The sequence below is a fragment of the Shewanella sp. KCT genome (assembly GCF_007636505.1).
Lineage (GTDB): Bacteria > Pseudomonadota > Gammaproteobacteria > Enterobacterales > Shewanellaceae > Shewanella > Shewanella halotolerans.
In genome coordinates this window covers 49,659-70,736 of the sequence record NZ_LVDJ01000011.1, presented here as the reverse complement: position 1 = coordinate 70,736, position 21,078 = coordinate 49,659, and the positions used below count along the sequence as shown (strand labels likewise).

Annotated in this window: 22 protein-coding genes; 18 read left to right on the top strand and 4 right to left on the bottom strand. The window is 54.7% G+C overall.

Annotated features, from left to right (window positions below; all coding sequences use genetic code 11):
- The first annotated feature begins 172 nt into the window (after window positions 1-172).
- The 4 genes from AYI87_RS15630 to lnt are packed head-to-tail and all read left to right on the top strand — an operon-like array spanning window position 173 to window position 4,207.
- On the top strand, window positions 173-1,216 hold the full coding sequence (locus AYI87_RS15630) for a PhoH family protein (RefSeq protein ID WP_144203653.1): 1,044 nt from the start codon (window positions 173-175) through the stop codon (window positions 1,214-1,216).
- Window positions 1,206-1,679 carry an rRNA maturation RNase YbeY gene (ybeY, locus tag AYI87_RS15625; protein ID WP_144203651.1) on the top strand — a complete coding sequence of 158 codons (474 nt, stop codon included), beginning with the start codon at window positions 1,206-1,208 and terminating at the stop codon, window positions 1,677-1,679. Before AYI87_RS15630 ends, ybeY begins: the two co-directional genes overlap by 11 nt.
- 27 nt (window positions 1,680-1,706) lie before the next feature.
- Complete coding sequence (gene corC, locus AYI87_RS15620) at window positions 1,707-2,582, top strand: CNNM family magnesium/cobalt transport protein CorC (RefSeq protein WP_011866723.1); 876 nt, start codon at window positions 1,707-1,709, stop codon at window positions 2,580-2,582.
- A gap of 26 nt (window positions 2,583-2,608) precedes the next feature.
- On the top strand, window positions 2,609-4,207 hold the full coding sequence (gene lnt, locus AYI87_RS15615; RefSeq protein ID WP_144203649.1) for an apolipoprotein N-acyltransferase: 1,599 nt from the start codon (window positions 2,609-2,611) through the stop codon (window positions 4,205-4,207).
- 232 nt (window positions 4,208-4,439) lie between these two features.
- On the opposite strand, the gene AYI87_RS15610 is transcribed toward lnt, so the two are convergent.
- Entirely contained in the window at window positions 4,440-4,940 is a 501-nt protein-coding gene (locus AYI87_RS15610) for a zinc ribbon-containing protein (protein WP_011866725.1), read from the bottom strand.
- A 121-nt stretch (window positions 4,941-5,061) separates the two neighbouring features.
- Here AYI87_RS15610 and leuS point away from each other — a divergent pair, with 121 nt between their 5' ends.
- The 14 genes from leuS to lipA all read left to right on the top strand — a co-directional run bounded on the left by leuS (window position 5,062) and on the right by lipA (window position 19,117).
- Window positions 5,062-7,653, top strand: coding sequence for a leucine--tRNA ligase (gene leuS / locus AYI87_RS15605; RefSeq protein WP_144203647.1), 2,592 nt, complete (start codon window positions 5,062-5,064; stop codon window positions 7,651-7,653).
- 68 nt (window positions 7,654-7,721) lie between these two features.
- Window positions 7,722-8,216, top strand: coding sequence for an LPS assembly lipoprotein LptE (gene lptE / locus AYI87_RS15600; RefSeq protein ID WP_144203645.1), 495 nt, complete (start codon window positions 7,722-7,724; stop codon window positions 8,214-8,216).
- Window positions 8,216-9,247, top strand: coding sequence for a DNA polymerase III subunit delta (gene holA / locus AYI87_RS15595; protein WP_144203643.1), 1,032 nt, complete (start codon window positions 8,216-8,218; stop codon window positions 9,245-9,247). The genes lptE and holA overlap by 1 nt, the downstream gene beginning before the upstream one ends.
- A 10-nt stretch (window positions 9,248-9,257) precedes the next feature.
- Entirely contained in the window at window positions 9,258-9,899 is a 642-nt protein-coding gene (gene nadD, locus AYI87_RS15590; protein WP_144203641.1) for a nicotinate-nucleotide adenylyltransferase, read from the top strand.
- Between the two features lie 145 nt (window positions 9,900-10,044).
- Entirely contained in the window at window positions 10,045-10,374 is a 330-nt protein-coding gene (gene rsfS, locus AYI87_RS15585; protein WP_144203639.1) for a ribosome silencing factor, read from the top strand.
- A complete protein-coding gene (gene rlmH, locus AYI87_RS15580) occupies window positions 10,374-10,844 on the top strand; it encodes a 23S rRNA (pseudouridine(1915)-N(3))-methyltransferase RlmH (RefSeq protein ID WP_041509028.1) in 471 nt (156 codons plus the stop codon). The genes rsfS and rlmH overlap by 1 nt, the downstream gene beginning before the upstream one ends.
- Window positions 10,845-10,921: 77 nt before the next feature.
- Window positions 10,922-12,805: a penicillin-binding protein 2 gene (gene mrdA, locus AYI87_RS15575; RefSeq protein ID WP_144203637.1), complete on the top strand. Its 1,884-nt coding sequence runs from the start codon at window positions 10,922-10,924 to the stop codon at window positions 12,803-12,805.
- A complete protein-coding gene (rodA, locus tag AYI87_RS15570; RefSeq protein ID WP_144203635.1) occupies window positions 12,792-13,898 on the top strand; it encodes a rod shape-determining protein RodA in 1,107 nt (368 codons plus the stop codon). The genes mrdA and rodA overlap by 14 nt, the downstream gene beginning before the upstream one ends.
- Before the next feature lie 62 nt (window positions 13,899-13,960).
- Window positions 13,961-14,917 carry a lytic murein transglycosylase B gene (mltB, locus tag AYI87_RS15565; RefSeq protein WP_260865158.1) on the top strand — a complete coding sequence of 319 codons (957 nt, stop codon included), beginning with the start codon at window positions 13,961-13,963 and terminating at the stop codon, window positions 14,915-14,917.
- A complete protein-coding gene (locus AYI87_RS15560; RefSeq protein WP_186300650.1) occupies window positions 14,898-15,695 on the top strand; it encodes a septal ring lytic transglycosylase RlpA family protein in 798 nt (265 codons plus the stop codon). The genes mltB and AYI87_RS15560 overlap by 20 nt, the downstream gene beginning before the upstream one ends.
- 135 nt (window positions 15,696-15,830) lie before the next feature.
- On the top strand, window positions 15,831-17,003 hold the full coding sequence (locus AYI87_RS15555) for a serine hydrolase (protein ID WP_144203629.1): 1,173 nt from the start codon (window positions 15,831-15,833) through the stop codon (window positions 17,001-17,003).
- 134 nt (window positions 17,004-17,137) lie between these two features.
- The gene (gene ybeD, locus AYI87_RS15550) at window positions 17,138-17,404 is read left to right on the top strand and encodes a DUF493 family protein YbeD (RefSeq protein ID WP_011866737.1); all 267 of its coding nucleotides are present in this window, start codon (window positions 17,138-17,140) and stop codon (window positions 17,402-17,404) included.
- A 95-nt stretch (window positions 17,405-17,499) separates the two neighbouring features.
- Complete coding sequence (gene lipB, locus AYI87_RS15545; RefSeq protein ID WP_041406693.1) at window positions 17,500-18,150, top strand: lipoyl(octanoyl) transferase LipB; 651 nt, start codon at window positions 17,500-17,502, stop codon at window positions 18,148-18,150.
- 1 nt (window position 18,151) lies between these two features.
- Window positions 18,152-19,117, top strand: coding sequence for a lipoyl synthase (gene lipA, locus AYI87_RS15540; protein ID WP_144203627.1), 966 nt, complete (start codon window positions 18,152-18,154; stop codon window positions 19,115-19,117).
- Between the two features lie 102 nt (window positions 19,118-19,219).
- Here the strand turns inward: lipA and rimI are convergent, their stop codons facing one another.
- From rimI to AYI87_RS15525, 3 genes are all read right to left on the bottom strand, one after another.
- Window positions 19,220-19,663: a ribosomal protein S18-alanine N-acetyltransferase gene (gene rimI, locus AYI87_RS15535; protein ID WP_260865156.1), complete on the bottom strand. Its 444-nt coding sequence runs from the start codon at window positions 19,661-19,663 to the stop codon at window positions 19,220-19,222.
- Window positions 19,647-19,997, bottom strand: coding sequence for a DNA polymerase III subunit psi (locus tag AYI87_RS15530; RefSeq protein WP_144203623.1), 351 nt, complete (start codon window positions 19,995-19,997; stop codon window positions 19,647-19,649). The genes rimI and AYI87_RS15530 overlap by 17 nt, the downstream gene beginning before the upstream one ends.
- A gap of 665 nt (window positions 19,998-20,662) precedes the next feature.
- Window positions 20,663-21,076, bottom strand: a complete 414-nt coding sequence (locus tag AYI87_RS15525) for a hypothetical protein (protein ID WP_144203621.1) — start codon at window positions 21,074-21,076, stop codon at window positions 20,663-20,665.
- Window positions 21,077-21,078: the final 2 nt, after the last annotated feature.

The window sequence follows — 21,078 nt, the reverse complement described above, 5'->3', positions numbered from 1 at the left end:
TTTACTGCGCCTTGAATCCATAAACCTTTTAAGGGCGGCGAGTTTTCGATCAAATGGTGTAATCAAATAGCATTAGCAATTAAACTTAATGCCTCGTAAACTGTCACTATAGTCTGTCGGGCATGACACCCGACGGCACACGCATTCACGACAAACGCAACTGGAGCTATTTTTGTCAAACAAACTCACCACGCTCAATCTGTATCTCGAGCCGTCTGATACCCGTAGGCTAGCCTCACTCTGCGGCCCCTTTGATGACAACATCAAACAACTCGAGCGTCGTATCGGCGTCGAGATCAACTATCGCAATAACCATTTTCAAATTGTCGGTCAGGCCCGCAACTGCCTGACGGTCAATAACCTGCTCAAAGAACTCTATATCGAGACACAGCCGGTACGCGGCAGCACGCCAGACCTGGAGCCCGATAAGGTGCACATGGCGATACAAGAGGCGATCGCGCTGGAGGCCGACGCCCCCCGTGACGACAAAGAGCTGTATATCAAGACCAAGCGCGGCGTGGTCAAGCCCCGCAACCCTAACCAGAGCGATTATGTGGCCAACATAGTGCGCCACGACATCACCTTCGGTATTGGTCCGGCCGGTACGGGTAAGACCTACCTGGCGGTCGCGGCGGCGGTCGATGCCCTGGAGCGTCAGGAAGTGAGACGCATACTGCTGACCCGCCCAGCGGTCGAGGCCGGCGAGAAGCTCGGCTTCCTGCCCGGCGATCTCAGCCAGAAGGTCGACCCTTACCTGCGTCCCCTGTATGACGCCCTGTTTGAGATGATGGGTTTTGAGAAGGTCGAGCGCCTGATCGAGCGCAGCGTCATCGAAGTCGCGCCTCTGGCCTACATGCGTGGCCGCACCCTGAATGATGCCTTCATCATCCTGGATGAGAGTCAGAATACAACTGTGGAGCAGATGAAGATGTTCCTCACCCGTATCGGCTTCAACTCCCGTGCGGTGATCACTGGTGACATCACTCAGATCGACCTGCCCAAGCATCAGAAGTCTGGTCTGCGCCATGCCATCGAAGTGCTTAGCGAAGTCGACGAGGTCAGCTTTAACTTCTTCCAGGCCAAGGATGTGGTGCGCCACCCCGTGGTGGCCCGTATCGTCGAGGCCTATGAGGCGCACGATCAGAAGGTAGCCAGCGAAAAGGCCAAGCGCGAGAGCCAGTTTAAGGCAGAGGAGCCTAAGCACCATGATGCCTGATAGCCCAATTGCACTGCACCTGGATCTACAGGTTGCCACCCAGGCTGAGCAGCTACCGACCCAGGAAGAGTTCGAGTCTTGGGTACGTCTGGCCCTTGGCAATGCCATGCCAGAGGCCGAGATGACCATACGCCTGGTGGATGAGGCGGAAAGTCAGCAGTTAAATCATACCTATAGAGGCAAAGACAAGCCGACAAATGTGCTATCATTCCCGTTCGAGTCGCCGCCTGAGGTTGAACTACCCCTGCTGGGCGACTTAGTTATCTGTGTGCCTGTGGTCGAGCAGGAGGCTGAGATCCAAAGAAAAAGCCTTACAGCCCACTGGGCCCACATGGTTGTACATGGTTGTCTGCATCTGCTAGGGTATGATCATATTATCGATAGCGAAGCAGAAGAGATGGAGTCTTTAGAGACTCAACTTATTGAAAGTTTGGGATTTCCCAATCCTTACAAGGAGCAATAGCCGGCCAATTCTGGTCAGGAAATTACTATGAGTGACGATAACCCACCGAGTAGCAACGCCCACAAGAAGGGCTGGTTTGAAAAAGTAAGTCAGTTATTCCAGGGCGAACCACAGAGTCGCGACGAGTTAGTGGAGGTGATCCACGACGCTGAACAGAGAGAAGTGATCAGCGAAGACACGCGCGAAATGATTAAAGGTGTTTTAGAAGTCTCCGATCTGCGCGTGCGCGACATCATGATCCCACGGGCACAAATTGTGGCGCTAAAAATAGACAACACGGTAGAGGAGCTGCTGTCGACCGTAATCGGCTCGGCCCATTCCCGCTTCCCCGTGGTCAACGAAGATAAAGATCATATCGAAGGCATACTGCTGGCTAAAGACCTGTTGCAGTATGGCTTTAAAAATAACGACGAGCCCTTTTCCCTCGAGCAGGTGATCCGTCCGGCCGTCGTGGTACCGGAGAGCAAACGTGTCGACGTGCTCCTGAAGGAATTCCGTTCCCAACGTTACCATATGGCTATCGTCGTCGATGAATATGGTGGCGTTTCCGGTCTGGTCACCATCGAGGATATTCTCGAAGAGATCGTCGGCGAGATCGAAGATGAGTTCGATCACGACTCCGCCGAAGAGACAGAGATCCGCAAGGTGGGCAAACAGATCTACATGGTCAAGGCACTGACCCCTATCGACGACTTCAACGAGACCTTCGGCACCCAGTTTAGTGACGAAGAGTTCGATACCGTCGGTGGCCTGGTCTCCCACGCCTTCGGCCACCTGCCCGAGCGCAACGAGAAGATCACCATAGATGAGATTGAATTTAAGGTGATTAGCGCCGACACCCGCAGGCTGGTTCAGCTCAGGGTGAAACTTCCCGATCCCCAGACTGAAGAAGAAAACGCTTAACTTTTCAGTCCCTTGATGAGGCTATAATGCTGCTACGACTTAGGGCAATTGCCCATCATCCTGTAATACGGCTGGTACTCGCCTATCTGGCGGGTGCCAGTACCGCTCTGGCCTTCGCCCCCTATTCACTTTGGCTCATCTATCCCCTGGCCATGGCATTCGCCCTTGGGCACAGCCGTATGCTTCCCCCGAAGCAGACATTTATCTACTGGCTGAGCTTTGGCTTTGGCTGTTTCTCTGTGGGGATCAGCTGGGTGCATGTCAGCATAGACACCTACGGTGGCCTGCCGCTTATCGCCTCACTGGGCCTGATGGCCATCCTGGCCCTCTACCTAGCGCTCTACCCGGCACTGGCGGCCTACCTCAGCGTTAAGTTGGTACCTCAATCACTCACGCTGCGCTTTCTCGCCGTCTTCCCTGCCGCTTGGGTGCTAACCGAGTGGGCCAGAGGCTGGGTGCTGACCGGCTTCCCCTGGCTCTGGGCCGGCTATAGCCAAACCAATGGGCCGCTGGCGCCCCTTGCCAGCAACGTAGGCGCCCTGGGGCTCAGCCTGGTATTAGCCATGATCGCCGGCGCCTTGGCCCTTGCCTTCACCCATCGCGCTGATGGGCAAGGCTCAAATGGGGTGAGCTCAAATGGGCCGCGCTCATTGAGCTTGCGAGCAGCACCGCTGCTCCTTATCGCCGCCCTTGCCGGCCTGGGGGCATTTGCCAGCGCGCAACTATCGCCCATTACCCCGACAGGCAAATCGGTCAAGGTGGCGCTGGTGCAGGGCAACATCGCCCAGAGCATGAAATGGCAGCCCGAGGCGCTCTGGCCCACCATGCTGAAATATATGGATCTCTCAAGGCCGTCGCTGGCCGACACAGATCTGTTTATCTGGCCTGAGGCGGCGATCCCTGCCCCCGAGTATATGGTGGAAGAGTTTCTCGACAACGCCAACAAGGTCGCCAATCTGAATAACAGCGCCATCATCACGGGCATCATCAGCAAGCAGCAGAATCGCTTTTATAACTCGCTGATCGTCCTGGGTAACCACCAGCAGCTACAACAAGAAAGTGCCGATTATCGCGGCGATGGCAGCAACGAGTTTCGTAAGCACCACCTGCTGCCCATCGGCGAGTTTGTGCCGCTGGAAGATCTGCTCAGGCCCCTGGCCCCCTTCTTTAACCTGCCCATGTCCTCTTTCGCCAGAGGCGACTTCCAGCAGCCTAACCTCGACGCCGTGGGGCATCAGCTGGCGCCGGCCATCTGTTATGAAATCGCCTTCCCCGAGCAGCTCAGGGCTAACGTGAATGCCGGTACTGAGCTGCTGCTCACCGTTTCCAACGATGCCTGGTTCGGCCGCTCAAACGGGCCGTTGCAGCACATGGAGATCGCCCAGATGCGCGCCATCGAGCTGGGCAGGCCGCTACTAAGAGCCACCAACAATGGCGTCACCGCCGTGGTCGACCCACAGGGCAAGATCACCCATAGCCTGCCGCAATTTGAAACCGGAGTGCTCAAGGCCGAGGTGCCGCTGGTGTCAGGCAGTACAGGCTTCGCCCGCTGGGGCCAGACGCCACTCCTGCTGCTGTGCACCATCCTATTAATCGGCGCGGTGATTCGCAGACTAAGGCTCTAGCTCTAGCTCTAGCTCTAGCTCTAGCTCTAGCTCTAGCTCTAACTCTAACTCTAGCTCTAACTTTAGAATTGGCCCACCAACAAATTTCGAGCAGATACAAAAATCCCCGCATTGGCGGGGATTTTTTATGAGCCGGTCAGACTCACGACTGTGGTTAGATGCTTATGCGTCGGGCGCTCAGGGAATGAGCCCCTGAAAACATCAGGCACTCAGTCATCAAGCGCTCAGGAGATTAAGGCGCCAGCGCCTCTCGGGTAAACTGATCGCCATCGCACTCGGGGCAGTCGGGGATCACACCGGGGAATTCGATACGCATCTCGTGGCCGCAGCCGGTGCAGACCATCACTCCCTGACCCACAATCTCACCACTCTGATAATAGCCATGATGCTTGAAGTCCTGGGTCACCTCATGCCACTCGACCTGACTCCTGTCGGTAATCTCACTCAGCCAATGCCACAGGGTATTCTCGGCGGCGATGACTGTGGGGCTGTGGCTAAGATCCGTGGCGTTCTTTTCGGCCAGGTAGCTGCCGATATCACGCTTTAAAAATTCTTCTACCAGGGCAAGCTCCTCCTCCTTGGCCTGCTCCTTAAGCAGCAAGAACTCCTTACTCGCCGTGACAGTCTTATATAATTCCTTTGCAGTCATTGAGTTATCTTCAGAGAAATCCGATTTCACCTGCTCAAATAGGGCCTGGTAAAGCGCTAGCAACTCGGTACTTCTTTCACTCATGTTCAATACTCCTTCATGCGAACCTTTTTAATGACTCACTTCTAGTTTATTCTATGCAGATCTAACTCGCGCGCAAGATGCGCAAGATCAAATAAATAGGCGGCATGGCCGGGAATCATCAATGCAAGAGCAATATCTACCTTCAGAGATTGAAGCTAAGGTGCAGCAGCACTGGCAAGACACTAAAACATTTGAAGTAACCGAGGACGAAAGCAAAGAGAAGTTTTACTGTCTCTCTATGTTTCCATACCCTTCAGGCCGACTGCATATGGGCCATGTCCGCAACTACACCATAGGCGATGTCGTTGCCCGTTACCAGCGTCTGCAAGGAAAAAACGTATTACAACCCATAGGTTGGGACTCTTTCGGTCTGCCTGCTGAGAACGCCGCCATCAACAACAAGACGGCGCCGGCCCCTTGGACCTATGAAAACATCGATTACATGAAGAACCAGCTGAAAATGCTGGGTTTCGGCTACGACTGGAGCCGTGAGATCGCCACCTGTACACCTGAATACTACCGCTGGGAGCAGTGGTTCTTCACCAAGCTGTACGAAAAGGGCCTGGTCTACAAGAAGACCGCCTCGGTTAACTGGTGTCCAAACGATGAAACCGTACTGGCCAACGAACAGGTTCAAGACGGTTGCTGCTGGCGCTGTGATACTCAAGTGGTGCAAAAAGAGATCCCTCAGTGGTTCATCAAGATCACCGACTACGCCGAAGAACTGCTAAACGATATCGACCAACTGGACGAATGGCCTGAGCAGGTCAAGACCATGCAGCGCAACTGGATTGGCCGCAGCGAAGGTATCGAGATGACCTTCCAGGTCGAGGGTAGCGATCAGAGCTTCGACATCTACACCACTCGCCCAGACACTGTTATGGGCGTGACCTATGTGGCGATCGCCGCAGGTCATCCGTTAGCTGAGCAAGCAGCGGCAAACAACCCTGTGCTGGCCGACTTTATCGAAGAGTGCAAGAACGCCGACACCACAGAAGCCGCCATGGCCGCCATGGAGAAGAAGGGTGTCGACACTGGCCTTAAGGCCGTCCACCCGCTGACAGGCAAGCTGGTGCCTATCTGGGCCGCTAACTTCGTGCTGATGAACTATGGTACTGGCGCCGTGATGTCGGTACCGGGTCACGACCAGCGTGATTACGAATTTGCCACTAAGTATGGCCTGCCAATCGAAGGGGTGATCAAGCCTGCAGATGGCGAGCTGGATATCAGCGAAGAAGCCTACACAGAAAAGGGCATAGTGTTTAACTCTGGCGACTCATTCCCAGAGCTGGACGGCCTGGACTTCCAGGCAGCGTTCGATGCCATCGACGCTAAGCTAACCAGCGAAGGCAAGGGTAAGCGTCAGGTAAACTATCGTCTGCGTGACTGGGGTGTCTCCCGTCAGCGTTACTGGGGCGCGCCAATTCCTATGGTCACCCTGGCCGACGGTACGGTAATGCCAACGCCTGAAGATCAACTGCCGGTGATCCTGCCTGAAGATGTGGTCATGGATGGTATCCAGAGCCCAATCAAGGCCGACAAAGAGTGGGCCAAGACTCAGGTTAACGGTCAGGAAGCCTTCAGAGAAACCGATACCTTCGACACCTTCATGGAGTCTTCTTGGTACTATGCCCGCTACTGTAGCCCTAAGGCCGACCAGATGCTGGATCCAGCCAAGGCCAACTACTGGCTGCCGGTGGATCAATATATCGGTGGTATCGAGCACGCCTGTATGCACCTGCTCTACTTCCGCTTCTTCCACAAGCTGCTACGTGACATCGGCCTGGTTAACAGCGATGAGCCAGCCAAGCGTCTGCTAACCCAGGGCATGGTGCTGGCCGATGCCTTCTACTACACAGATGAGAAAGGTGCCCGTGTCTGGGTATCGCCAAACGATGCCAAGGTTACCGAAACCGACGACAAGGGCCGTATCGTCAAGGCCGTCGACAGCCAAGGTCATGAACTGGTTTACACCGGCATGAGCAAGATGTCTAAGTCGAAGAACAATGGTATCGACCCGCAAGAGATGGTGGACAAGTACGGCGCCGATACCGTGCGTCTGTTCATGATGTTCGCCTCGCCACCAGAACTGACCCTGGAATGGCAAGAGTCGAGCGTCGAAGGGGCTCACCGCTTCATCAAGCGTCTGTGGAAACTGGCCCATGACCATGTGTCACAAGGCCCAACCGTTGACCTGGATGTTGCCTCACTCGATAGCGCTCAAAAAGAGCTGCGCCGTGAGCTGCACAAGACTATCGCCAAGGTGGGTGACGATATCGAGCGTCGTCAGATGTTCAACACCGCCATCGCCTCTGTGATGGAGCTGATGAACCGTCTGCAAAAGGCGCCGATGGAGAGCGAGCAAGACAGAGCCCTGATGCAGGAAGCCCTGTGCGCCGTGGTGCGTCTGCTCTACCCTATCATCCCGCACACCAGCTTCGAGCTGTGGCAGGCACTGGGTCACGAAGAGACGATTGAAAACGTGCTTTGGCCGGTCGTCGATGAGTCGGCGCTGGTCGAAGACAGCAAGCTGATCATAGTACAGGTGAACGGCAAGCTACGCGCCAAGGTAACAGTGGCCGCCGACGCCGACAAAGACACGGTGGAAGCTGCCGGTATGGCAGAGGAAGGCGTTATCAAGCACACCGAAGGCAAGACGGTACGTAAGGTGATTTATGTACCTGGTAAGCTACTCAATATCGTAGCCAACTAATTGCCCGCTCTACTCGGCCACCTCAGGTGGCCGAGTCTTATCAAACATGGAAATAGATGGCTTAGCCTATGCTTATTAAACGCTTATGTTTTGCAATCTTAGCCCTCTCGGTGCTGCTTAGCGCCGGATGTGGTTTTAAACTTCAGCGCAGCTATTCGATCCCAGATTCTCTTAAGACGCTCACCCTGAGCAGCCAGGACGAATACAGCGAGCTGACCCGCCTGGTGCGCGAACGCCTGCGTCTCAACAGCATTACAGTGGTGGAAGACGATACCAGTGTGCCTGTCGTGCGGATCCTCAACGACTCGCTGGACAGAAGTACCCTCTCCCTCTACCCCACGGGGAATGTGGCGGAATATGAGCTCAACTATCATGTGCGCTTCGCGGTGCAGTATCCCGAGCGCGAGGCCAAGGCCTTCGATGTCGACATTCACCGCGACTACCTTGACGATCCCCGCACCGCACTGGCAAAGAGCCGTGAGATGGAGCTGCTTGTAAAAGAGATGCGCATCCAGGCCGCCGACCAGATCATCCAGATCCTGGCCTCTATCGAGACCAACTGATGCGCGTCTACCCGGACCAGCTCGCCAAGCAGCTCTCGCCGCTAAAGCCCTGTTACCTCATCTTTGGTGATGACCCCTGGCTGTGTGAAACCAGCAAGCGGGCGATCTTGGAACAGGCCAAGCGAGAAGGTTTCGAGGAGCGCATAGTGCTCACTCAGGAGACTGGCTTTAACTGGCGCGAATTGCAGGATGAGTGGAACAGCATGAGCCTGTTCGCCAGTCGCCGCATCATAGAGCTGCACCTGCCCCAGGCCAAACCCGGCAGCGAGGGCAGTAGCCAGCTACAGAATCTGATGCAGCAGGTAAATCCGGATATTCTGTTGGTGATCACAGGGCCAAAGCTTGCCAGCGAGCAGACCAAGTCGAAATGGTTTAAGCAGCTGGATGACAAAGGGATTTATATCCCCTGCGCCACGCCCGAAGGACCACAGTTTCAACGCTGGTTACAGACCCGTGTTCGCGAGGCCGGCTTAAACCTCACCCAGGACGCCCAGCAGCTGTTGCTGAGTCTGTATGAAGGCAACCTGCTGGCAGCGGATCAGGCGATACAACTGCTGGTGCTACTTAGCCCCAGCAGCCAGATCACCAGCGAGCAACTGCAAAACTACTTCGAAGATCAGTCCCGTTTCAGCGTATTTCAGCTGGCCGATTGCCTGCTAGCCAATCAACAGGAGAAGGCCCAGCATATTCTGGCCCAGCTCCAGGCCGAGGGCACGGCCCTGCCGATACTGCTGTGGGGCCAGTTTAAGGAGCTGACCACACTGTTACAGCTCAAGCAGGCTCAGGAGGCGGGAACGCCGATGCAGAGTCTGTGGAGTCAGTTCAGGATCTGGGACAAGCGCAAGGGGCTGTATCAGGGCGCGCTGTCGCGCCTAAGCCTAAGTCAGATAGAGACAGCCCTGGCCAGCGCCTCGAAGATCGAGCTGAAGCTCAAGCAGCAAGGAGCTGAAGACTGGACCGCCATGAGTCACCTCTGCCTGCTGTACGATCCGAAGGCTCACAGCCATCTTAGCCATATCGAACTCGGCTAGGAAAAAGCTGATGAAGATAGGCATACTGGGCGGCACCTTCGACCCCATTCACTATGGTCATATCAAGCCATTGCTTGAAGTGCAGGCCGCCCTGGGACTCGACGAAGTCTGGCTGATGCCCAACCATATTCCGCCCCACAAGAACGGCACCAATACCTCGACCCAACACCGCCTGGCGATGGCCCAGCTGGTGTGTCAGCAATACCCACAGCTCAAGCTGTGTGACATAGAGGCAAACCGCGACCAGCCCTCCTATTCGGTAGAGACCCTGAAGTACCTGCGTCAGACCCACAGCCAGGATCAGCTGGTGTTTATCATGGGGATGGACTCCTTCGTTGGCCTGCCAAGCTGGTATCACTGGCGGCAGCTGTTCGAGCTGTGTCATATCGCCGTCTGTCAGCGTCCGGGCTGGACGTTGTGCGATGACAGCGAGATGGCCACACTGCTTAATACCCGCCGCGCAGACAAGACAGGGCTAGATAGGGCTGCAGAGTCAGATTGCTACGCCGGTCTCATCCTCCCAGTGACCATCACACCTCAGCCCTACTCCTCTACCGAGATTCGCCAGCAGCTGGCCCAAAATCAGCTGGCGCCCGATGCCATGCCACAGGTTGTGGCCGACTATATCGCCGCCCATCAGCTCTACCGCTAACAGCCAGATAACAAGGCTTCAACCTTTAGCCAAACTCACGCCGTTTAGGGCGCAGACAGGCATTTCACGCACCGCTATTAGCAATTACTTTAGGGGCATAACCTGTTATACTGCCTCGCTGTTAAAAATGAATGAGGAATTTAGCGTGCAAAGCGCCGAGCTTAAACAGTTTGTCATCGACAAGGTCGAAGATTTAAAAGCAAAAGATGTTGTAGTACTGGAAGTCACCGACAAGTCGAATGTTACCGACTATATGGTGGTCTGTTCGGGTACTTCTAAGACCCACGTCAGAGCGATCGCCGAGAACGTGGTACTCGAGGCCAAACGTGCCAACCTACATATCCATGGCGTCGAAGGCCGTGACAGCAGCGAATGGGTGCTGGTCGACCTGGGCGACGTGATTGTTCATGTGATGCAAGACAAGACCCGCGACTTCTATCAGCTTGAAAAGCTGTGGTCTGAAAAGCCAGCTTAATGAAGTTACAACTCGTTGCCGTGGGCACTCGCATGCCCGCCTGGGTCACCACAGGTTTCGAAGAATATCAGCGCCGTTTCCCCAGGGACATGGCGTTCGAACTGATTGAGATCCCTGCCGGCAAGCGCGGTAAGAATGCCGACATCGCCCGCATCTTGCACAAAGAGGGCGAACAGATGCTAGCGGCTATCCCTAAGGGAAACCATATCGTCAGCCTGGATCTGCCGGGTAAAAACTGGACCACGCCCGAACTTGCCACTCAGCTCAATCGCTGGCAACTCGACGGTCGCGATGTTAGCCTGCTTATCGGCGGCCCCGAGGGGCTGGCTCCCGCCTGTAAACAGGCGGCGAATCAGAGCTGGTGTCTATCGGCCTTGACCCTGCCCCACCCCTTGGTACGCGTCTTGGTGGCCGAGAGCCTATACCGTGCCTGGAGCATCAACAACAACCACCCGTATCATAGAGAGTAGTGCGCCGCGCGATACTCGAGTCAATCGAGGGATAGACGATGATAGTGACAACCAACATACTGCCGGAGAGAGTATAATTGGCGCCACGTAAACGGATGGCCATGCATGATCATGCAGCCGAAGCCTCGCTGTTCAAACGCCGCGCCATCTTCACCTTTGGTTGTGTGATAATCTTGCTGAGCATACTGCTGGGCAACCTCTATCATCTGCAAGTCCTGTCCTACAAAGACTACGAGACCCGCTCCAACGACAACCGCATCCGCGTCGTGCCAGTGGCGCCAAGCCGCGGCCTGATCTACGACAGACACGGCCAACTGTTGGCGGAGAATCAGCCCTTCTACTCGCTGGAACTGATCCCCGAGAAGGTCAAAGACATTCCCTCGACCCTGGATGAACTCGCCAAGGTCGTCGAGCTCAGCAAGGATGACAGAGAAAGCCTGGTCGCCTCCCTCAAATACCATCGCCGCTTCAAGCCGATCACGGTCAAGAACCGCCTGTCGGAGGAGGAAGTGGCGATCTTTAGCGTGAACCAACACAGATTTCCAGGCTTCTCCATCGATGCGGGCCTGAAACGCCACTACCCCTACGATGGGCTGCTGACCCATGTGCTGGGCTATGTGGGCCGCATCAACAACAGGGACCAGGCCGCATTGCAGCGCAACGGCCAGTGGCAGAACTACGCCGCCACCAAGGATATCGGCAAGCAGGGGATCGAAAAGTTTTATGAGAGCCTGCTGCACGGCATGCCGGGTCACCTGGAAGAAGAGGTCAATAACCGCGGCCGCACCATTCGCACCCTTAAATCTGTGGCGCCAGAGCCGGGCCAGGATATCTACCTGACCCTGGATCTTCAGCTACAGAAGAAGGCGATGGAGCTACTGGCGGGTCGCCGCGGCTCGATCGTTGCCATAGATCCCCGCGACGGCGGCATACTGGCCATGGTCTCCAGCCCCAGCTATGACCCGAACCAGTTCGTGCACGGCATCAGCTCCAAGGCCTATAGCGATCTGCTCAACGCTCGCTCTCGCCCGCTGATAAACCGCGCCACCCAGGGCCAATACGCCCCGGCATCGACGGTTAAGCCTCACATGGCGCTGCTGGGCCTGGAAGAAAAGGTTGTGACCCCTAAGACCCGGGTGTGGGATCCAGGCTTTTGGCAGATCCCCGGCGTCGAGCGCAAGTATCGCGACTGGAAACGTTGGGGCCACGGCTGGGTCGATGTCAACGGCGCCCTGGTGCACTCCTGTGACACCTACTTCTACGACATGGCCTACAAGACAGGCATAGATAAGATCAGCAACTTCATGCAGCAGTTCGGCTTTGGCGAGCGCACAGGTGTCGATATCTTCGAGGAATCGGCCGGTAACATGCCATCCAAGGACTGGAAACGCCTCAAATACAATCAGCCCTGGTATATCGGCGATACCATCTCAGTGGGGATCGGCCAGGGTTACTGGACCACCACACCGCTGCAGCTGGCCAACGCCACCGCCATCATGGCCAACAAGGGCGAACGTTTCGTGCCGCACCTGTTGAAGTCGATCAAGAATGATACCGTCAAGGTGGACACCCCGGTAGACAAGATGGCTCCCGTGGTACTGAAGAGTCCACACAACTGGCAGATCATCAACGAGGCGATGAGAGATACCGCCCATAAGTCACGCTTCGTCGATGCCGGCTATACCGCGGCGATGAAGACGGGTACCGCCCAGGTCTTCAGTGTGGCCGAAGATGAAAAATATGACGCAGAGAATATCGACGAACACCTGAGGGATAACGCCTTGATCGTCGCCTACGCCCCCTATGAGGCGCCGCGCATCGTGCTGGCAGTGGTACTGGAAAACGCCGGTTGGGGTGGCGCCAACGCTGGCCCCGTGGCCCGCGCGCTGCTGGATGAGTATATGCTACGCGACAACCTGCCCTTAGAAACCGCCGGGAGCCCACACAATGAACGCCCATAGCCATAGACCCAACATCTGGCAGCGCATGCATATCGACCTGCCACTGCTTCTAGGGCTGCTGGCGCTCATGTGCTATGGCCTGTTCGTCATCTATTCCGCTGGCGGCGAAGATATGGCGCTGATGGAGCGTCAGCTGATCCGTATGGGACTGTCGCTGGGGATCATGCTGTTTGTCGCACAGATCAACCCTGAGGTGCTCAGGCGCTGGGCCTTCCCCATCTATATCGCCGGGGTGATTCTGCTACTCGGTGTGCACTTCTTCGGTGAGATCAACAAGGGCGCCCAGCGCTGGCTCAACCTGGGCTTCATGGAGTTTCAACCCTCTGAGCTGATTAAGCTAGCCTTCCCGATCACCATGGCCTGGTATATCAGTAAGTTCCCGCTGCCGCCGAAGAAACGTTATCTGGCCGGTGCAGGGGTAATTCTGCTTATTCCGACGCTCTTGATTGCCAAGCAGCCGGATCTCGGCACCTCCATCCTGGTGGCGGCCTCGGGGATCTTCGTGCTGTTTCTCTCCGGCATGAGCTGGGCCATCGTCGGCAGCTTCATCGGCGGCGTGCTGGCCATGCTGCCTGTGCTCTGGTACTTCCTGATGCACGATTATCAACGTACCCGGGTATTGACCCTGCTGGATCCGGAAAAAGACCCACTGGGCGCTGGCTATCATATTATTCAGTCCAAGATCGCCATCGGCTCCGGTGGGATCTGGGGCAAGGGCTGGCTCGACGGCACTCAATCTCAGCTGGAGTTCCTGCCCGAGCGCCACACAGACTTCATCTTCGCGGTTATCGGCGAGGAGTTTGGCCTGATCGGCAGCCTTATTCTGCTCTGCCTCTACCTCTATGTGATCGGCCGCGGCCTGGTGATTGCCTCGCGCGCACAAACCAGTTTTGCCCGTTTACTCGCTGGCAGTATTACTTTAACCTTCTTTGTATATGTCTTTGTGAATATTGGTATGGTATCGGGACTACTCCCCGTAGTTGGTGTACCTCTGCCTCTCATCAGTTACGGCGGCACCTCTATGCTGACCCTGATGACAGGCTTCGGGATCCTGATGAGCATTCATACCCATAGACGATTCATTGACCGTTAAAGGAAGACGATTTGAAACCAGTTTCACAGCTATTTTTCGCCCTGATGCTGGGCAGCGCCAGCATGCTGGCCCAAGCCGATGACAAGGTGATCCCCCAAGAGGGTGACATCAGTGAGTTGAAGACAGCCTTCACTGAGCAGCAACTCGGCGCCGGCTTCACCCAGGCAGAGATAGACAGCTTTCTCAGTAGCGCCCAATACAACCAGAAGGTGATCGATGCCATCACCACCCCATGGGAAGCCAAGCCCTGGTTTCAATATCACCCCATCTTCCTCACCGATAAGCGTCTGGAAAAGGGACTGAATTTCTGGCGCACCCATGATGCGACCATCGCCAAGGCGGCAAAGACCTATCAGGTGGACCCCGAGATCATCGTTGCCATTATCGGCATCGAGACCTTCTACGGCGGCTACATGGGCACCTACCCGGTGATCGATGCCCTCTACACCTTGGGCTTTCATTACACGCCGCGGGCCGACTTCTTTCGCAAGGAACTCGCCCAGCTACAGACCCTGGCCAAAGAGGAAAAACTGGACCTGAGCTCGCTAAAAGGCTCCTACGCCGGCGCCATGGGTTATGGTCAGTTTATTCCCTCCAGCTATCGCCATTTCGCGGTGGATTTTAGCGGCGACGGCCGCCGGGACCTGGTTGGCGATCCGGTCGATGCCATCGGCAGTGTCGCCAACTATTTCCATCAACATGGCTGGCAGAAGGGCGCCTTGATCACCCTACCGCTGACTACGCACCATCTGCCCGCGCATCTCAAGGCCTGGTCGGGAGAGAAGCTCTCCTACAAGGTTGCCGACATCCTGTCGCCAACCATCTCCCTGGCGCAGAATGTCGATCTCGACGTGCAACAACCCGCACTACTGGTCGAGCTTGAGCAGCAAGACGGCAAAGATTACTGGCTGGGACTAAACAACTTTTACGTGATCACCCGCTATAACCGCAGCCCGCTGTACGCCATGGCGGTGTATCAATTTAGCCAACAACTCAAAGATGCTTATGCGAAACAGTAACGCCCTGTCACTGCTCTCCTTCATCCTGCTATTGGTTTTGGCGGGCTGCTCGTCTCAGAGCGGCCGCTATAAGATTGCCGACGACGTAGCGCCGACCGATGCGCCCGATGTCTCCAAGGTGGAAGATGCTCACCCCAAGTTTGAGCCCTACAGCCGCGGCGGCAACCGCAAGGAATATACTGTGCTGGGCAAGACCTACCGGGTGCTCGACACAGGCAAAGGCTATCAGAAGACAGGCATCGCCTCCTGGTATGGCGCCAAGTTTCATGGTCACCTCACCTCCAATGGCGAGACCTACGACATGTATTCCATGTCGGCGGCCCATAAGACGCTGCCACTGCCAAGCTACGTGAAGGTCACTAATCTGGCCAACGACAAATCGGTAGTGGTGAGGGTCAACGATCGCGGCCCCTTTCACGATAACCGCATCATAGATCTCTCCTACGCCGCGGCGCATCGCCTGGACATGCTCAAGACAGGCACGGCCAAGGTGCAGCTCGAGGTGATCTACATAGAAAACCCCGAGTCGGTGGCTTTGGCCGCACTGCAGGAAACCAAGCTTCACTATGTGCAGGTGATCGCCTCCTCAGATAAGGGACGCATCGAGCATCTGGCGCAGACCTTGGCCGACCAGTACCAGGTGAAGACGCGTATCCAGCAGAGCGGCAATCTCTATCGCTTGCAACTCGGCCCCATAGGACGCCAGCAAATCGCTGCCCAGCTGCATCAGACACTGCAGCAAAACGGCTACCCTCAGAGCTATCTGGTGACCGAATAAGGTAACGACCCGAAATCGGTGCGCTTTTCCTTAAGATTAAGGAACCTTCACTGATTTCGATGGTCGACTAATGTTATACTCGCCCGACATAGCGCCCAAATTTTTGCATTCAACCAGAAGACGTGCCTTGATAATATGAAATTACTGAATCATAGCTTGAAAACACTCCTCCTTGTCTCCTCTCTCTCTATCACGGCAGCCAACGCGGCACCCGTTGTTACGCCTGATGCACCTAAGGTAGCAGCCAAAGCCTTTATCCTGATGGATTACAACTCGGGCCAGATCATCGCCGAAGAGAATGCCTATGAGAGCCTAAACCCGGCCAGTCTCACCAAGATGATGACCAGCTACGTGATAGGCCACGAGATCAAGGTGGGCAATATCTCACCACAAGACAAGGTGACCATCAGTAAGAACGCCTGGTCGAAGAATTTCCCTGACTCCTCTAAGATGTTTATCGAAGTGGGTAAGCAGGTCTCGGTCGAAGATCTTAACCGCGGCATCATCATTCAGTCGGGTAACGATGCCTGTGTTGCCATGGCCGAGCACATTGCCGGTACCGAAGATGGCTTCGTGGATCTGATGAACTCCTGGGCCAAACAGCTGGGCATGCGTGACAGCTACTTCGAGAACTCACACGGACTGGACTCGGAAAATCACAAGACCACAGCCTACGACATGGCACTGCTGGGCGCCGCGTTGATCCGCGACGTCCCCGAGGAGTACCGCGTCTACTCGGAGAAATCTTTCACCTATAACGGCATCAAGCAGTACAACCGTAACGGTCTGCTGTGGGACAAGAGCCTGAACGTCGATGGCATCAAGACGGGTCACACCTCTGGCGCCGGTTACAACCTGGTGACCTCGGCAACCAAAGATGGCATGCGTCTGGTGTCTGTGGTCATGGGCACCGCCAGCGAGTCGGCCCGTAAGGCAGAGAGTAAGAAACTGCTCAACTATGGTTTCCGCTTCTTCGAGACCATCACCCCCTACAAGGCGGGCGACAGCTTTGTAACCCAGAAGATCTGGTACGGTGACAGAGAGTCAGTGGATCTGGGCGTGCTGACCGATACCCCTATCACCATCAGCCGTGGCCAGGCGAAAAACCTCGAAGCCAACTACGAGCTGAACAAGGAGCTGACCGCCCCTATCCCCAAGGGTGAGACAGTAGGCCGCATCTACTTCCAGCTTAACGGCAAAGACATTGCCCAGTTCCCACTGGTCACCCTGCAAGAGGTGAACGAAGGCAGCTGGTTCAGCAAGCTGATGGACTACTTTAAGCAGATGTTTGCCAGCTGGTTTAACTAATTCCACAGCGACAAATGCATGAGATAGTAAAAAGTCACCTAAGGGTGACTTTTTTGTTTTTAGCCTCTCAGGCTTGAATTAGGTATAATAACCCCCATTTTATAGCCATTAAGTTAGGCAAGAGATAGACACCTATGTTAGACACCAAATTTCATGAACTCCTAGACTTCCCCGCGGCCTTCCCTTTCAAAGTCGTGGGCGACGCCAGAGACACACTCGCCGATGATGTCGTTGCCGTTGTGCAGCGTCACGTACCAGGCGACTATATGCCAACCTCCAGGGCCTCAAGCAAAGGCAGCTACCACTCGATCACCGTTAAGGTAACGGTTCACAGTAAAGAGCAGATCGAACTGCTTTACATCGAGTTAGCGGCTATCGAAGGGGTTAAGCGCGTCCTCTAAGATGTGCCCTCCTGATAGGAAATGTGATCTACCTTACATTTCCTGATTTCGCGCGTATAATAGGCGCACTTAAACGCTGAGGGGAGAGGTTGCCCTTGAAAGATACGGTTTTACATATTCGTCATCTTGGACGCCAGGATTACGAGTCGGTATGGCATGCCATGCAGGAATATACCGATAATCGCGATGAAACGAGCCGAGATGAGCTTTGGATAGTCGAACATCCTCCGGTGTTCACTCAAGGCCAGGCAGGCAAGAGTGAGCATATTCTCAACCCCGGCGATATCCCCGTCATTCAAGTCGATCGTGGTGGCCAAGTGACCTACCATGGTCCAGGGCAGCTAGTCGCCTACCCTCTACTGGACATCAAACGCCTCAAAATCGGTGTTCGCCAACTGGTGACCGACATAGAGCAGAGTATCGTCAAGATGCTCGCCCTCTATGGTATCGAGGCCTATCCTAAGGCCGACGCCCCTGGCGTCTATGTCGAAGAGCGCAAGATTGCCTCTCTGGGTCTGCGGATCCGTAAAGGCTGCTCCTTCCACGGTCTGGCACTAAACGTCGATATGGATATGTCCCCCTTTCAGCGCATCAACCCCTGCGGTTATGCAGGATTAGAGATGGCTCAATGTAAGCCGCTCAAGGGGCCACAAAGCGTCGAAGAAGCCGGCGAGAAACTGATACAAACCTTTAGCCAAGAATTGGGCTATCAACATCTAGAACATCATCAAGGGTTAACAGACTAATATGAGTAGGCCTGAAAGATTACAACCCGGAGTCAAGTTACGCGATGCCGACAAGGTCTCTCGTATTCCGGTCAAGGTCGTGCCTTCCGAGCGCGAAACCATGCTACGCAAACCCGATTGGTTGAGAGTCAAGCTCCCGGCATCGAACCAGCGTATCGTCGACATCAAACAGGCGCTGCGTAAGAACGGTCTGCACTCTGTATGTGAAGAGGCTTCCTGCCCTAACCTTGCCGAATGTTTTAACCATGGTACCGCCACCTTCATGATCTTGGGCGCCATCTGTACACGTCGCTGCCCCTTCTGCGACGTGGCCCATGGCCGTCCACTCAAGCCTGATGCCGAAGAGCCGGTAAAGCTGGCACAAACCATCAGAGACATGAAGCTGAAATATGTGGTGATCACCTCTGTGGATCGTGACGATTTGCGTGATGGTGGTGCCCAGCACTTTGCCGACTGTATCCGCGAGATCCGTAAGCTCAACCCAGAGATCAAGATTGAGATCTTAGTGCCCGATTTCAGAGGCCGCATCGACGCCGCCTTGGAGATCCTGGCAACCGAGCCACCCGATGTCTTCAACCACAACCTGGAAACGGCGCCTAAGCACTACCGTAAGGCTCGTCCAGGGGCGAACTACCAATGGTCACTGGATCTGTTGAAGAAATTCAAAGAACAACACCCACATATTCCGACTAAGTCGGGCCTGATGATGGGTCTGGGTGAAACCAACGAAGAGATCGCCGAGGTGCTTCGCGATCTGCGTGCGCACAAGGTTGAGATGCTGACACTCGGTCAATACCTGCAGCCCTCTAAGTTCCACCTGCCGGTAGAGCGTTACGTGCCGCCAGCTGAGTTTGACGAGCTGAAAGACTATGCCGAAGAGATAGGCTTTACCCATGCAGCATGTGGTCCTATGGTGCGTTCTAGCTACCACGCCGACCTGCAGGCGCAAGGTAAAGAGGTCAAATAACCTAAGACCTTGGCAAGCAATTGTCTTTTGCATTCAACGCTTAGAAACAAAAATAGCGCCTTTCGGCGCTATTTTTTTATCCCCAAATACAAACCCAAACGGCTAGAACAAACGCTCCATCAGGATAGCGTCCTCTTTCCCCTGCTCTAGCTGATAGTAATTGGCCCGCATTCCCGTCTGCTCGAAGCCCATCTGGCGATATAAGGCGATTGCCCTTTCATTAGAGGCTCTCACCTCTAACATCATACGTTCGGCCCCCTGAGTCGCTGCCAGCTCGATTAACGCCTCAGTGAGGCGCCTACCCAAACCTTGCCCCTGGGCGTCTGGCCTGACGCAGATATCCATCAGGGTGGCATCTTCGAACAGTTGATGCAGAATGCTGAAGCCCAACAACTGCTCATCATCGAAGAGACCGATAACATGGTAGAAACGCCCGAAACAGGTCTCAAGGTTACTCAGCGACATGGGGAAGCTATGGCAGGCCGACTCCAGCTCATGCAACTTAGGAGCTTCTTCCTTGGTCAGTGTCTTAAGCGTTAGCGTCATAGGCATCGCTCTCCCAAATATGCTGCCATAGCTCGCGCTTGGCCTTAGATTCTTGCTCGAGAACGGCGATAGGTGCAGAGCTGATGGCGCATGCCACCTTAGGTAACCTGAGACTTCGCATATCCCAAAACACCTCTTTGGTGCTGCTAAGCGAATCGCTGACGACAACCTGCTTATCCTGCTCGGGAAAGAGTGCCAACACCTGGCGAATAAGCGGGTGGTCGCCTGAGACGCTCGCTCCTCGATCCACAAGAATATGGTACAGGGAAAGCTCGGCTCCCTTCTCTACCCAGCGGGTTATACCCATCGCATCTAAATATGCACTCGGTTCCAAATCGCCTCCAGACAAATGCTAACCCCTTAAGGATAACCTCTGCCCATGCGAGTGTCACGACGACCAGAGACTATATGAACTTGAGTGAAAAGATAAAACTCAGAAAAGCAAAAAGCCGTTCATTTCTGAACGGCTTCTCTAGAATGTGGCAGGGGTGGCAGGACTCGAACCCGCAACCATCGGTTTTGGAGACCGATCTTTAGCGCCTTAAAAACAAATCGTTAGCTTTGTATTGTAGAAAATAATTCGCCCAAAAACCACGATTAACGCCATGATTTAGCTGATTAAGCATCTTTATTTTCTACAGGTTTTATTCATTTTTCACGCAATAAATAACCTGGAGATTTCCATTATATCAGCCGCACTAATGGAACTGACCTGCAATGCAGTGAAATACCTCGTGACCTAGCGTTAGAGTTTTATCATCGTCAACACTATCCGGTAACTGAAGATAGACATCACATTGATTGTCATTTGGTGACCACACTGCGAACCCTCGTTCCTTGCCGTTTAAACCTTGGCTTTGAGCTTTAGCCTCAAGTTTTACTGATTGCATAAAATGCACTCTGAGATCGACTTGAGTTCTTACATGCTCTGGCCGCACCTTTGGGTTATCGCAACCACCAAGTAATGCGACTAACAAAACAACCAAAGCAGATCGCATGTTAAACACCGATGCCATCCACAACGGTCGAACCTTCAAAGCCAGGCTGTGCAATCAGATGAGCATAAGCCGCCGTTCTAGGCTCCATACCATCATAGGCAGCATCTGCCAGCTGCACACTAAACACCTTTGCTGAGCGTTCGTCACGTAACACCTCAACAGGTGGCTTGCCTGCCTCGAATGCTGCCTGGGTGGCAAATACGCTCACCATGTAAGTGCAACCCTTGCCGCCGTGGTTGTTAGTCACTACCTTGTAGCCTTCGTTAACCTGCTGGCCCTCTCCTGGTGCCATGGCAACCTCCAGGCGCTCGTTAATCGATGCATTATTGGTAACGTTTAACTCTGAGATCACCAGCAGCGGGTTTGCTATATCGATGCCAGATGAAAGTGAAATAGATGGTAATGTTAAAGCCATTT

What these genes read in the sequence shown, in the direction of transcription:
- ybeY (WP_144203651.1), top strand. Translation starts at nt 1,206, where the DNA reads ATGATGCCTGATAGCCCAATTGCACTGCACCTGGATCTACAGGTTGCC.
- nadD (WP_144203641.1), top strand. Translation starts at nt 9,258, where the DNA reads ATGAAGATAGGCATACTGGGCGGCACCTTCGACCCCATTCACTATGGT.
- lptE (WP_144203645.1), top strand. Translation starts at nt 7,722, where the DNA reads ATGCTTATTAAACGCTTATGTTTTGCAATCTTAGCCCTCTCGGTGCTG.
- ybeD (WP_011866737.1), top strand. Translation starts at nt 17,138, where the DNA reads ATGTTAGACACCAAATTTCATGAACTCCTAGACTTCCCCGCGGCCTTC.
- mltB (WP_260865158.1), top strand. Translation starts at nt 13,961, where the DNA reads ATGCTGGCCCAAGCCGATGACAAGGTGATCCCCCAAGAGGGTGACATC.
- corC (WP_011866723.1), top strand. Translation starts at nt 1,707, where the DNA reads ATGAGTGACGATAACCCACCGAGTAGCAACGCCCACAAGAAGGGCTGG.
- lnt (WP_144203649.1), top strand. Translation starts at nt 2,609, where the DNA reads ATGCTGCTACGACTTAGGGCAATTGCCCATCATCCTGTAATACGGCTG.
- AYI87_RS15525 (WP_144203621.1), bottom strand. Translation starts at nt 21,076, where the DNA reads ATGGCTTTAACATTACCATCTATTTCACTTTCATCTGGCATCGATATA.
- lipA (WP_144203627.1), top strand. Translation starts at nt 18,152, where the DNA reads ATGAGTAGGCCTGAAAGATTACAACCCGGAGTCAAGTTACGCGATGCC.
- AYI87_RS15610 (WP_011866725.1), bottom strand. Translation starts at nt 4,940, where the DNA reads ATGAGTGAAAGAAGTACCGAGTTGCTAGCGCTTTACCAGGCCCTATTT.
- holA (WP_144203643.1), top strand. Translation starts at nt 8,216, where the DNA reads ATGCGCGTCTACCCGGACCAGCTCGCCAAGCAGCTCTCGCCGCTAAAG.
- leuS (WP_144203647.1), top strand. Translation starts at nt 5,062, where the DNA reads ATGCAAGAGCAATATCTACCTTCAGAGATTGAAGCTAAGGTGCAGCAG.
- AYI87_RS15560 (WP_186300650.1), top strand. Translation starts at nt 14,898, where the DNA reads ATGCTTATGCGAAACAGTAACGCCCTGTCACTGCTCTCCTTCATCCTG.
- rlmH (WP_041509028.1), top strand. Translation starts at nt 10,374, where the DNA reads ATGAAGTTACAACTCGTTGCCGTGGGCACTCGCATGCCCGCCTGGGTC.
- AYI87_RS15555 (WP_144203629.1), top strand. Translation starts at nt 15,831, where the DNA reads ATGAAATTACTGAATCATAGCTTGAAAACACTCCTCCTTGTCTCCTCT.
- rimI (WP_260865156.1), bottom strand. Translation starts at nt 19,663, where the DNA reads ATGACGCTAACGCTTAAGACACTGACCAAGGAAGAAGCTCCTAAGTTG.
- rodA (WP_144203635.1), top strand. Translation starts at nt 12,792, where the DNA reads ATGAACGCCCATAGCCATAGACCCAACATCTGGCAGCGCATGCATATC.